Here is a 12,933-nt window from a genome sequence, read left to right on the forward strand (position 1 = left end):
TACCTTCCTTTTTTATGGTTTACCGTCTAATTCTATATCACTTTGCCCGGTATATCAAGGGGAGCCGGATAATTATTTTATTGACAGCAGAGCCCCGCTGTTCCGGCGGGGCTCTTTCTTCATTTCAACAATCGTAATACAGCTCGAATTCGAAGGGATGGGGCCGCAGGTTGAGGGCCGCCACCTCTTTGGATTTCAGGCCGATCCAGGTCTCGATCAGATCCTTGGTGAATACCCCGCCCTCCAGCAGGAACTTGTGGTCCTTTTCCAGGGACTCCAGGGCGTCGGATAGCGAGGTGGGCAGGGTGGGGATCTTCTCCAGCTCGGCCTTGGGTAGGCTGAAAAGATCCTTGTTCAGCGGCTGTCCGGGATCGATCTTGTGTTTGACCCCGTCCAGTCCGGCCATCAGCATGGCGGCGAAGGCCAGGTAGGGGTTGCAGGTGGCGTCCGGCGGGCGGAACTCGTAACGCATGGTCTTGGGATCTGTCAGGTAGCCGGGGATGCGCACCGCCGCGGTGCGGTTGCCCACCGAATAGCTGGCCCGGACGGGAGCTTCGTATCCCGGAACCAAACGGCGGTAGGAATTGGTGGAGGGGTTGGTGAAGGCCAGCAAAGCCGGGGCATGTTTTAAAAGCCCGCCCAGATAATGCATCGCCAACTGGGACATGTGGGCCAGGCCGTCTTTTTTATAAAATAACGAGTGTCCGTCCTTGGCCAGGTACTGGTGGACATGCATCCCGTTGCCGGGCTCCCCCACCATCGGCTTGGGCATGAAGGTGGCCGTCAGCCCCGCCTTGAAGGCCGCATTATGAACCAAGTATTTCACCAGCATGCTGCGGTCGGCCATCTTGGTCAGGGTGTCGAACATCACCTCTATCTCCAGCTGGCCGGCCCCGCCCACCTCATGATGGTGGTATTTGACCGGCACCCCGCATTTTTCCATGGTCAGGCACAGGGCTGAACGAAAGTCAAACGAGGAGTCGTGGGGAGGTGCGGCGTGATATCCGCCCTTGTGGGGCAGCTTGTATCCCAGGTTGGGATCCTCATCCCGTCCGGTGTTCCAGTCGGCCTCCCGGGAGTCGACCTGGTAGAAGCTGTTCTGGGGAAGATTGGCGTAACGCACCGAATCGAACAGGTAGAACTCGAACTCCGGCCCCCAGTAGCTTTCGGGCGCGGCGCCGGAGGATTTCAGGTATTTCTCGGCCTTCTCGGCCACATACCGGGGGTTGCGTTCGAACTTCTGCCCGGTGGCCACGTCTATCACATCGCCGATGAAGGTCATGGTCGGCAGTTCGGTGAAGGGATCCATGAATCCGGTCTCGGCAATGGGGATCACTATCATGTCCCCGGCCTTGACCTGGGTGAATCCGGCCACGCTGGAACCGTCAAAGCCGATGCCCTTGCCCCTTTCGAAAAGGGATGGGTTAAGCTGGTGGGCCGGAACCGTTATCTGGTGCCACTTCCCCAGCAGATCTACGAACTTTACCGAAACGAACGCCACCTTGTTCTTTTTGGCGAACTCCAATACCTGTTTCATGTTCATGGCCTGTTCTCCAGTTTATTGATTACAAATTTAAATCGGTAATTCTAAAAATGTTTATATCCCTTATCGGGGATCTTGACGTTCTTGAGGTCGGATCCTATCATTCTTACTCCGTTACCTTTGACGACCTGGCCGATGATGGAGCAGGTCGTTCCGGCCCGGCTTAAAATGATCCTGGCCTCTACCGCCTGCCTGGCCGGCAGGGTGAAGAGCAGTTCGTATTCCTCCCCGCCGTACAGACAATGTTCCAGGGGGTCTTTTTTGAGAATATTGGCCGCAGTGACGGCCTCCTCGGCCACCGGCAGGGCCCCCTGGTCTATGATCATGCCCACCCGGCTCTCCCGGGCGATATGATGCAGTTCCGAGGCCAGCCCGTCGGAGATGTCTATCATGCCGTGCAGTTTGAACTTTGATGCCAGCAGCCGGGCTTCTTTGACCCTGGGTTCGGGCCACAGATGCTTCTGAAATATTTTTGATTTTTGATTTTTAATCTTTGATTTTAATATCTCCAGCCCCGCCTGGGACGACCCCAGAGTTCCAGTGACCAGGATCGCGTCTCCGGCTTTGGCCCCGGAGCGGAGCCCGATATTATTTTTCCGGGCTTCGCCGTAAACCGCTATGGTCAATGACAGTTCCCGGCCGGCCACAGTATCCCCGCCGCATACCGCCACCCCGTGTTTTTTCGCCAGCCTACCCATTCCGGCGTATACCTTTGCGATATCTTTACATCCCAGGCCCCGGGGGATGGTGATTGACACCACCGCCAATACCGGCCGGCCGCCCATGGCCGCTATGTCGGAAAGATTGGCCGCCAGGGCCTTGTGGCCCAAGGCCTCAAATGGTGTATAGGCCAGATCGAAATGTATTTTATCCACCAGGGTGTCGATGGTCAAAAGGCCGGACCTGGTTTTATCGACGGCAAATACCGCGGCATCATCCCCAATTCCGACAATCAGGCCTTTGTTGGCGGTTTGATATCGCCTTTTTATGATATCGATCAGCCCGAACTCGCTGATCCCGGCCTTTTGGTCTTTCATTTTTTCACCAGCCGCTCATAATATTCTGGACGACGGTCTTTGAACAGGTCATTCTCCGGGGTGATCCTTTTATTGCCTGCCTCTGCGGTATCTATTTCCACGATGCCCACGCTCTCCTTATCGGCCGGCGCCCGGCTGAGCACCCGGGAATCCGGCCCGGCGATGATGCTCTGTCCGATGAATTTAAGATCGTTGCCGCCCCGGTTCTCCCGGCCGGTGCGGTTGGCGGTGACGGTGAACACCCGGTTCTCCAGGGCCCTTACCGGCATGGAGTCGGGACAGTACGGCAACACCAGGTTGGCCGGATGGCAGATCACCTGCGCCCCCTGCAGGGCCAGGATACGGGCTGCCTCGGGGAAGATCCAGTCGAAGCAGATCATCATTCCGATCTTGACCCGTCCGGCGGCAAAGACCTTGAAGCCGGTATTGCCGGGGGTGAAATATTTTTTCTCGCTGCCGAACAGATGGGTCTTGCGGTAGACATCCGTTTTGCCGTTGGGCCTGACCAATACTGCCGAGTTGTATAACCTGCCGCCGTTCTTTTCGGCAAATCCGGCCACGATATTCATTTTGGTTCGCTGGGATATTTCCCTGAAATGATTGACGGTTTTGCCCTGGGTTGTCTCGGATAAGGCCATGACCTCTTTTTTTGAGATGAAATTATATCCGGTAGTGCACAATTCAGGCAGGACCAGTAGGTCTGCCTTTCTGCTACCTATCAGTCTTTCAATCAGGGACAGGTTTTTATCCACCTGGCCGAAAATGGGATTGAATTGTACGAAGCCGATTTTCATGGCATCCCCGTTGCAAAGGCTCCCAGCCTTTGCCTATGTTCAAAGAAATCACTTACCATTGCTTGTCAATCAAATCATCTTTGATAAGATCTTCATAATATTGCCAACTTGAAAACTTATAATCTTCAATATTATCAACCAACCCTGCTTTCAATGGGTTATTATGAATATATCTTAATTCATTATTTAATTCTTCATGACTGCGTATTAATCTATCATTAAAACCTTTATGCCAAAAGCTACCCTTTTGTTTTAACTCAATATTTATTATTTGAGCAGTGTAGCTTTTATAATCATGTAAAATTGTATTTATTGCATTATGCCCCTGAGGATATATAATCAAATGGACATGATCTGGCATAATGACAAAACCTATAAGTTTAAAATCATGCAGTTTGCGATAAAAAGCCAGATTTTCTATCAAAATAGTCGGAATATTTCCCGTTAACAATATTTTTCTTCGAGCACTGGACACTATTGTAATAAAATGTGGATGTTCTTTATCCTTAGATATTTCTTTGTTGTTCATATTTAAAAAAGTTATAGTGCCTTTATTCGACCGCTAAACTTGGGCAAGGTGCCCAAGTTTACGGCATCACTTTCTACACGTTGAATTTTATATTCAGGATATCCCCGTCCTTGACGATATACTCCTTGCCCTCCAGCCGGACGTACCCCTTCTCCCTGGCCCCGGCATAGCCGCCGGTCTCGATCAGGTGGTCGTAGCTTACCGCCTCCGCCCGGATGAATCCCCGCTCCAGGTCGGAGTGGATGGCCCCGGCCGCCTGGGGGGCCTTGGTATGGGCCGGTATGGTCCAGGCCCGGCATTCGTCCTCGCCCACCGTAAAGAAATTTATCTTGCCCAGCAGACGGAAGGAGGTCCGGATCATCTTGTTCAGGGCCGGCTCCTCTATCTTGAGCTCGCCGAGAAACTCCTTGGCCTCGTCATCGGACATCTGGGCGATGTCCATCTCGATGGATCCGCATAGCGGCGTGATGGTCTCCCCAGTCTGTTTCTCAAACTCAGCGGCCACCGCGGAAGGACCCGCTCCCTCCGGATAATTCAGCACCAGCAGGATCGGCTTTTCGGTCAGCAGCTGAAAACTGCGCAGAGCCTTTGATTCCTCGGAGCTGAGGCCCAGCATCCGGATGGGTTTCTCCCCTTCCAGGTGGACCCGGCATTTATCCAGCAGGGCCAGTTCCTTCTCCAGTTCCGGTTTTTTTATCTTTCCCAGGTCCTTCTTCACCTTCTCTATCCGGCGTTCGATCATGGCCATGTCGGAAAGCAGCAGCTCGGTGGCGATGGTGGTATAATCGTCCAACGGATTGGCTTTGCCCTCGGCTCCGTCAAAGCCCCGCAGGACCAGAATGACCGCCTCCATGCCATGCATCTGGGTCAGGAATTCCGTGCCCAACCCGCCGTGCCCGGAGGCCCCCTTGGACATGCCCCCGATGTCCACATAGGTGATGGTGGCCGGGACCTTTTTCTTGGGATTGAACATGGCGGTCAGCTTTTCCAATCGTGGGTCAGGCATTTTGACCACGCCAATGTGCACCTCGCACCCGGTGGAGTATTCGCCCACCTTGACGCAGGATTTGGTCAGAGCGTTGAAGATGGTGGTCTTGCCCGACTGAGGCAGTCCGATTATTCCTAATTGCATTATTCCCCTTAAATAAACTGATCTATTACTTTAACAGCTTCTTAAATATTTTTTTTGTTGCCTCTTTTATCCGGTCATCTTCAAAGATATTCTCTCCGGTTGTCCTTCGATTCAACACTCTCATACCGTATCTCCCGGTCCAAAGGGTATCCCCCTCACGTCCAAACATAATTCCAACCATCGAGAAGGCCGGAGTGTTGCCATCCCATTTACCCATTGCAGATATATCATAATTCTCAGAATAGCTGTCCCACTTTGCGATAGAATTGTTTACTTCTGCAGTCGTCATCTGGTAGGAAATGCAAAGGATAGCATCAGTCGATAAGCTGTCAAACAGGCTCTTAATAAAATCTTTTTTGTTTATTGTTTTCTTAATTGTGGTGATGGGATTCAATTCTTTCGGAATTTTCATTATTGAAAGCGCAACATCCTTTTTCTCGCTCATATCCAATGAGCTGATTATAGAGTACTTCTTTGAATCATCAAGCTTATGATAAACCAAAGCATCGGTTATCAATGCGATGCTGTCAATGAAAGTTTTATCTTTCAAGATCAGGAATCCTTTGGGGTTGAACATCCCGTATCCGGCCAAACGTTGAAAATCGTAAGAGTTTGCATAGGCATCATTTACTGTTTCGTATATGATATTTTCCGTTGGCATGATAGCCAACGCTTTTACTTTATTGTTTATTTCTTCTTTTGAAATATAGAATTTTTCTTCAGCCCATACTGTTGATGAGAATGAAATTAATAGAACAAAACCAGCAATAATAAACTTACTTTCTTTCATTTTATTATCCTCTTTAATTATTCATCTTCCATGTCGTCGTACAAATGCCGGCCCCGCCAGAAATACAGGACGAACCGGAACAGCCCGTATCCCAGCAGCAGCCCGGTGATCATCCAGAACTTTTCCTGCATGGGGTTGAAATCGTAGAAATATCGCATAACCAAAAATGCCAGGCCCAAAAGAATGATGATGGCGCTGGAGGTGATATTGAACCACCAGCGGATCCTTCGCCTTTTTTTTTCTACATCGTTTATCATGGAAAATATCGTTACGTAATTTCTGTCATTTTTTACCACGGAAACACCGAAATTTGGGATAATAATTATGAGGAAGATCTCTTTTTGTATTTTCAGTAGTTCCGTGTTTCAGTGGTTGGTTTCTCAGGGGTTTCGTTCTTTTTATTGGCTGTAATAGAGTTTTCTCGCTACGGCCCTGTTTGTGGCTCTGTGTGAAATTTTGGGAAACAAGAGAAATCAGGTCGTGGCCCATTTGGGACCACGACCTTTGACTGTTCTATCGTGTTATCTGGCCAGCGATTTCAGGAACGGCGCTATCACCAGGGCCACCACGCTCATCAGCTTGATCAGGATGTTCAGCGACGGGCCGGCGGTGTCCTTGAAGGGATCGCCCACCGTGTCGCCCACCACCGCCGCCATATGGGCGCTGGAGCCCTTGCCCCCGTGCTGTCCGCCCTCGATGTGCTTCTTGGCGTTGTCCCAGGCTCCGCCCGAGTTGGACATGAAGATGGCCAGCAGCACTCCGCTGACCGTCACCCCGGCCAGCAGGCCGCCCAGGGCCTCGATGTTCCACAGCCCGAAGATCACCGGAGAGACCACTGCCAGCAGTCCCGGCAGGATCATCCGCTTGATGGCCGCCGCGGTGGAGATGTCCACGCATTTGGCATAATCGGCTTCGGCCCCCGGCTTTCCTTCCAGCAGGCCGGGTATCTCCTTGAACTGGCGGCGCACCTCGGCCACCATCTCGAAGGCGGCCGCGCCCACCGCCTTTAGCGCCATGGAGCTGAACAGGAAAGGCAGCATGCCGCCCATGAACAGCCCGGCGATGACCTTGGGCTGGGAGATATCGATCTTGTCGATCCCGACCGCCGCCTGAAAGGCCGAGAACAGGGCCAGAGCGGTCAGGGCCGCCGAGCCGATGGCAAAGCCCTTGCCTATGGCAGCGGTGGTGTTGCCCACCGCGTCCAGCTTGTCGGTGCGCTCCCGGACCTCGCCGGGCTGGCAGCTCATCTGGGCGATGCCCCCGGCATTATCGGCTATCGGGCCGTAGGCATCGACCGCCAGCTGAATACCGGTGGTGGAAAGCATTCCCACTGCGGCGATGGCGATGCCGTACAGGCCGGCAAACTGGTAGGCGGCCACTATGGCTATGGAGATGCAGGTCATCGGCAAAGCGGTGGACATCATCCCCAGGGCCAGACCGCCGATGATGGTGGTGGCCGGACCGGTCAAAGCCTGCTTGGCAATATTCCTGGCCGGGCTTCTGGATTCCGAAGTGTAATATTCGGTCAGCAAGCCGATGGCGATGCCGGACACCAGCCCGACCACCACCGCTCCGAAGATCCCCCCGGCGGTCAGGGTGATCAGGGTGCCGGTGGGGTTGACGCTGAAATTGACGGCCTCCGGCACCAGCCATTTTATTACCGGATACATCAAAAGGATGGCCAGCCCTCCGGCCCCGAAGGTTCCCAGATTCAGGGCCTTCTGAGGATCGCCGTTGTCCTTCATTCGGACCACAAAGGTTCCCAGGATGGATACTCCGATGCCCAGGGCGGCCAGCACCAAGGGCAGCATCACCAAATTGATGCTGTAGAAAACCCCCAGCACCATGGCCCCCACGATGGCCCCCACGTAGGACTCGAAAAGGTCTGCCCCCATGCCGGCCACGTCGCCCACGTTGTCGCCCACATTGTCGGCGATCACCGCCGGATTGCGGGGGTCGTCCTCCGGGATCCCGGCCTCCACCTTGCCCACCAGATCGGCCCCCACGTCGGCCGCCTTGGTGTAGATGCCCCCGCCCACCCGGGCGAACAGGGCGATGGACGAGGCGCCCAGCGAAAATCCCGAGATCACCGAAAGCAGCCGGGCCAGTTGAAATTCGTCGCCGGTGCCGAAACCCAAGACCTTGGTATACAGCAGAAAAAGGATCGTCAAACCGGCCAGGCCCAGGCCCACCACCGACATGCCCATCACCGTTCCGCCGGAGAAGGCAACCATCAGTGCTTTGGGCAGCCCGGTCTTGGCGCCCTGGGTGGTGCGGACGTTGGCCTTGGTGGCCACCTTCATTCCGAAGTAGCCGGCCAATCCGCTGCAGAAGGCGCCCACCACGAAGGACAGCGCCACCAGGATACTGGAGCCCTCCTGCTTCATATTGATCAGCCCCAGAATGATGGCCACCACCACCACAAAAATGGCCAGCACCTTGTATTCGCGGTTGAGAAAGGCCATGGCCCCCTCGCGGATATGCCCGGCTATCACTTTCATTTTATCATCCCCGGGATCCTGGCGGTTCACCCAGGAAGCCTTGAAAAATGCAAATACCAGGGCGGCCGCCCCGCCCGCCAGTGAAAGGATCAAGAATTTATCCATATGAAAACACCCTTCGCTGTTGTTAATTGCCGAGCCGTATTATTGCGGCCCCAGTTTAATGATTGGACCTGTTATTTTACCAAAGAACCGGCCCTTTTTTCAATGTTTTTATTGCCTGCCTCCAGGCTTTGACATTCCCAGACCATCTGCGCAATAAAACCCGGGTGCCTGGGCACCCGGGTTACCGCTAGATTTTTATTAGCTGCCCGTCCACTATGGTCATGACCGCTTTGCCCTTAATCTTCCATCCCTTGAACGGAGTGTTCCGGCTTTTGGATCTGAACTTTGACGGATCCACTTCCCATTCGGCCTTGGGATCAAATATGGTCAGATTAGCCGGGGCTTTAGGCTCTATTGAGTTTTGGATCTTTAATATCCTGGCCGGATTGACGGCCATCTTCTCCACCAGTTGCGAGACCGTCAGGATATTCTTCTCCACCAGGTGGGTCCAGCACAGTCCCAATGATGTCTCCAGCCCCAGCATCCCGCAGGGGGCTTGGTCGAACTCCACCTCCTTCTCCTCGGACGAATGGGGGGCATGGTCGGTGGCTATGCAGTCGATGGTGCCGTCCTTGAGAGCGTCGATGATGGTCATCAGGTCGGCCTTGCTGCGCAGCGGGGGATTGACCCGCATCATGGAATCGTAGCCGATCACCGCCTCTTGGCTTAGCATGAAGTACTGGGGGCAGGTCTCGGCGGTCACTTTGATCCCCGCCCGCTTGGCCCGGCGGATGATGTCCACCGTCTCGGCGCAGGAGACATGGGCGATATGGACCCGGCCCCCGGTCAGGTCAGCCAGCATCACGTCCCGGGCGGCCATGGCGGCCTCGGCGGCATTGGGGATCCCCCGCAGCCCCAGTTTGGTGGCCAGGGCTCCCTCGTTCATGGCGCCGTCGGCCGACAAGAACTTGTCCTCGCAGTGGGAGATCACCGGGATGTCGAACATCCGGCAGTAATCCAGGGCCCGGCGCATCAGATTGGAATTGGTAACCGGCTTGCCGTCGTCGGATATGCCTACGATGCCGGATTGATACATATCGCCGATCTCGGCCAGCTCCTCGCCCAGCGATCCCTTGGTGATGGCGCCCACCGGATAGATCCGGCATTCGGGGATCTGCCGGGATTTTATGAACTGCACCAGTCCCTGGCTGTCTATCACCGGCTGGGTGTTGGGCATGCAGGCGATGGCGGTAAAACCGCCGGCTGCCGCTGCCCGGGAACCGGAGGTGATGGTCTCCTCGTCCTCCCGCCCGGGTTCGCGCAGGTGGACATGCATGTCCACCAGGCCGGGAAAGACATACTGGCCGTTAATGTCGATGACTTCGGCCTTGGGGTTGTCTATCTTGGCCTCCAGCCCTGCGATCCGGCCGTCCTCGATCAGGATGTCCAGAACCTCGTCCCGGTGGTTCTGGGGGTCGATCACCCGGCCGCCTTTGATAATAATTCTTAATTCTGAATTATGAATTCTGGAATTGCTCATTGTTATGCCTCCTTCTTTATGGCTTCGGCCAGGGGTGCATCGCCGCCCGACAGCAAGTAGAGCACCGCCATCCTGACGGCCACCCCGTTGGTCACCTGGTCCAGTATCACCGAACGTTCACCGTCGGCCACATCAGGGTCTATCTCTATGCCCCGGTTCATCGGCCCGGGGTGCATGATGGTCACATCCCCCTTGGCCTTGGCCATCCGTTCCTTGTCCAAACAGAAGTGCAGTGAATATTCCCGCAGCGAAGGCAGCAGGCCCTTCTTCTGTCTCTCCAGCTGAAGGCGGAGGACGTTGATGACGTCAGCCTGGGGGATGGCCTCATCCAGGTTGTAATACACCTTGACCCCCAGCTGTTCGATCCCGATTGGGATCAGGGTGGATGGACCGCATACCGAGACCTGGGCCCCCAGCTTCAGCAGTCCGTTGATGTTGGAGCGGGCCACCCGGGAATGGGTAACGTCGCCCACTATCAGCACCTTCAGCCCCTCGAAACCGCCGCGTTTTTCCTTGATGGTGAACATGTCCAGCAGGCCCTGGGTGGGGTGGGCGTGCTGTCCGTCGCCGGCGTTGATCACTCCGGCCTTGATGCGGCTGGCCAGAAAATGCGGGGCGCCCGAGGAGGCGTGCCGCATCACCACCAGATCGATCTTCATGGCCTCCAGGTTGCGGGCGGTATCCAGCAGGGTCTCCCCTTTTTGGACGGCTGAGGTCTTGGGCGAAATGTTGACGGTGTCGGCCATCAGCCGTTTGGCGGCCATGTCGAAGGAGGCCGAGGTGCGGGTGGAGGGTTCGAAGAACATATTGACGATGGTCTTGCCCCTGAGGATGGGCACCTTCTTGATGGGCCGGTTGAGCACCTCCCGGAAGCTTTTGGCGGTGTCCAGGATCATGTTCATCTCCTCGGCCGAAAGCGATTCCAGGTCCAGCAGGTCCTTTTTATTCCACTTCATCGCTCAGCTCCTTTATGATCACCTTCTCCTCACCGTCCTCCTCCTGGGTGCGGACCGCGATTATCTCCTTGTGCGAGGTGGGGACGTTCTTGCCCACGTAGTTGGCCCTGATGGGCAGCTCCCGGTGGCCCCGGTCTATCAGCACCGCCAGTTCGATGCTCCTGGGACGCCCGAAATCAAGGATCTCGTCTATGGCCGCCCGGACCGTGCGCCCGGTATATAATACATCGTCCACCAAGATCACTGTCTTGCCGGTGACGTCCAGGTGCAGGTCGGTCTGATTGACCACCGGCTGGTGGGCGATGGTCTGCAGGTCATCCCGGTAGAAGGTGATGTCGATGGCCCCGTAGGGGATCTCCACTTTTTCGATGTCGCTTATCAGCTTGGCTATCCGCTTGCCCAGGGTGTCGCCCCGCCGCTTGATGCCGATGATGATCAGGTCCTTGGTGCCCATATTCTGCTCCACGATCTCATGGGCGATCCTGACCATGGCCCGTTCCACCTGCTTGGCGTCCATTATGACTGCTTTCTGTTTGGTCATACTGCCTCCGTATATATTATTGATATTTTGTCCATTTAACAGGATATACCGAACACGGATTACACAGATTTTTTACTGATTGCACAGATAATTTTACAGATTTTATTCGTGCTGTTTTCTTTTCGCCAGAACAGCGTTTATCATGCCTCTTCGTCATTACGAGGCTTGCTTTCTGCAATGCAGACGAAGTAATCTCCGAACCGTATACCTTTTTATAAGCCTGACAGAGATCGCTTCGGATGCTGAATAAGAGCCGTCTCGCGATGACACTGCATAAGTTGCTAATAGTCCTATAGGATAGCATATCAGCCAAAAGGCCAAAGTCTTGATGTGCCCTGAAAATGATCGACAAACAGGCATAAAAAAACCTCCATCCCTGTCATCCAGGGCTGGAGGCTGAAAATTCTTTTGGGATTTTCATAAATAATTCCTTTCTGACCTCACGGGATCAGTTTAAAGGGTAAGCTTAATCTATGGTGTAATGATACATCATTTCCGGATAAAAGTCAAGGGGTAAAAGCGACAGGGGTAAAAGCGATACGGTACGTGCAAAAAGAAGGCCGGTTACTAAACCGGCCTTTGTTGTTTGAATAACGAGTTTTGGGTTGGTTATTTCAATATCACCATTTTCTTGGTGGCGTCAAACTCTCCGGAATTAATGCGGTAGAAATAAACGCCATTGGACACTTTTTTGCCTTGCGTATCCTTGCCGTCCCAGTTGACGCTGTATACGCCCGGCTGTTGGTAAGCGTCCACGATGGTCTTTACCGCCTGCCCCAAAGTATTGTAAACCTTAAATGTGGTCTTGCCAGATTGGGCTAATTGATACCTGAAAGTGGTTTGGCCCCTGGCGGGATTGGGCGAATTCGGCATAAGTTCATAATGGTAAGGAACCGGTTTGGTTTCGCTTAAAGCAGCCTGTGCCCCGCCATCCTTGGCGTTGTCGCAGTCCTTCTCGTATTCCTCGATGGATAAAATCGCACAGACGGCATATTCGCCCTTCTGCTTGTCTATTGTGATGTCAATCTGCCCGTCGCTGTAAAGTTTGGGCATCAGCCAGCGTTTGAACTCGACCTTTTCCTCGGGCTTGAGGTTGGCCACATCGAACTGCTGGCCGTCAATCTTCATCTTCTGCTGAATGCGGTCATAAGATTCGTGGTAGTACACGGCCTTCAACATGTAGGTCCTGGATGGATCAAGCCCGGAGAAAGAGTATTTAAGCTGGTTGGGATGGTAATCAACCGTCAAGTCCGGGGTTTGGCCGTAGGTTAAAGTTCCCGCTTTCTGAGTGGTGTAAACCGCGGCTTCCTCGGTGCCAAGATCGGCGTAGTAATAGGGCACCGGCTCGATTGATTGGGCATAGATTTTTACCGGTTTTTGAATGATGGCTTTGGCGTCCGGCAAGTCTTCGGTCCAAAGTATATACAGCTTGGATTTGGGCCATAATTGTCTGACGCAAGCCGATGGATATTTTGACAACCCGCCGGAAGCGTAGGAAATATTCCGTTCGTATTGCGTCCAGCCG

12 protein-coding genes are annotated in these 12,933 nt (G+C 54.0%); all 12 read right to left on the reverse strand.

Annotation, left to right across the window (positions count from 1 at the left end; all coding sequences use genetic code 11):
• Nucleotides 1-124: 124 nt before the first annotated feature.
• The 12 genes from A2273_08390 to A2273_08445 all read right to left on the reverse strand — a co-directional run bounded on the left by A2273_08390 (nucleotide 125) and on the right by A2273_08445 (nucleotide 12,812).
• On the reverse strand, nucleotides 125-1,543 hold the full coding sequence (locus tag A2273_08390) for a type I glutamate--ammonia ligase (protein OGF08354.1): 1,419 nt from the start codon (nucleotides 1,541-1,543) through the stop codon (nucleotides 125-127).
• 44 nt (nucleotides 1,544-1,587) lie between these two features.
• Complete coding sequence (locus tag A2273_08395) at nucleotides 1,588-2,580, reverse strand: thiamine-phosphate kinase (protein ID OGF08355.1); 993 nt, start codon at nucleotides 2,578-2,580, stop codon at nucleotides 1,588-1,590.
• Nucleotides 2,577-3,374: an acyltransferase gene (locus A2273_08400; protein ID OGF08356.1), complete on the reverse strand. Its 798-nt coding sequence runs from the start codon at nucleotides 3,372-3,374 to the stop codon at nucleotides 2,577-2,579. Before A2273_08400 ends, A2273_08395 begins: the two co-directional genes overlap by 4 nt.
• A 52-nt stretch (nucleotides 3,375-3,426) precedes the next feature.
• The gene (locus A2273_08405) at nucleotides 3,427-3,903 is read right to left on the reverse strand and encodes a hypothetical protein (GenBank protein OGF08357.1); all 477 of its coding nucleotides are present in this window, start codon (nucleotides 3,901-3,903) and stop codon (nucleotides 3,427-3,429) included.
• Between the two features lie 73 nt (nucleotides 3,904-3,976).
• Entirely contained in the window at nucleotides 3,977-5,035 is a 1,059-nt protein-coding gene (locus tag A2273_08410) for a redox-regulated ATPase YchF (protein ID OGF08358.1), read from the reverse strand.
• A 25-nt stretch (nucleotides 5,036-5,060) separates the two neighbouring features.
• The gene (locus A2273_08415; protein ID OGF08359.1) at nucleotides 5,061-5,825 is read right to left on the reverse strand and encodes a hypothetical protein; all 765 of its coding nucleotides are present in this window, start codon (nucleotides 5,823-5,825) and stop codon (nucleotides 5,061-5,063) included.
• A gap of 17 nt (nucleotides 5,826-5,842) precedes the next feature.
• The gene (locus A2273_08420) at nucleotides 5,843-6,082 is read right to left on the reverse strand and encodes a hypothetical protein (GenBank protein OGF08360.1); all 240 of its coding nucleotides are present in this window, start codon (nucleotides 6,080-6,082) and stop codon (nucleotides 5,843-5,845) included.
• Nucleotides 6,083-6,346: 264 nt separating this feature from the next.
• Complete coding sequence (locus tag A2273_08425; protein OGF08361.1) at nucleotides 6,347-8,431, reverse strand: sodium-translocating pyrophosphatase; 2,085 nt, start codon at nucleotides 8,429-8,431, stop codon at nucleotides 6,347-6,349.
• Nucleotides 8,432-8,618: 187 nt separating this feature from the next.
• Nucleotides 8,619-9,911 carry a dihydroorotase gene (locus A2273_08430; protein OGF08362.1) on the reverse strand — a complete coding sequence of 431 codons (1,293 nt, stop codon included), beginning with the start codon at nucleotides 9,909-9,911 and terminating at the stop codon, nucleotides 8,619-8,621.
• 2 nt (nucleotides 9,912-9,913) lie between these two features.
• On the reverse strand, nucleotides 9,914-10,867 hold the full coding sequence (locus tag A2273_08435; protein OGF08363.1) for an aspartate carbamoyltransferase: 954 nt from the start codon (nucleotides 10,865-10,867) through the stop codon (nucleotides 9,914-9,916).
• A complete protein-coding gene (locus A2273_08440; GenBank protein ID OGF08364.1) occupies nucleotides 10,854-11,408 on the reverse strand; it encodes a bifunctional pyr operon transcriptional regulator/uracil phosphoribosyltransferase in 555 nt (184 codons plus the stop codon). The genes A2273_08435 and A2273_08440 overlap by 14 nt, the downstream gene beginning before the upstream one ends.
• 609 nt (nucleotides 11,409-12,017) lie before the next feature.
• Nucleotides 12,018-12,812 (reverse strand): hypothetical protein, encoded by a 795-nt coding sequence (locus A2273_08445; protein OGF08365.1) that lies wholly within the window; start codon nucleotides 12,810-12,812, stop codon nucleotides 12,018-12,020.
• Nucleotides 12,813-12,933 lie beyond the last annotated feature (121 nt).

This window comes from Candidatus Edwardsbacteria bacterium RifOxyA12_full_54_48 (assembly GCA_001777915.1).
Lineage (GTDB): Bacteria > Edwardsbacteria > AC1 > AC1 > EtOH8 > UBA2226.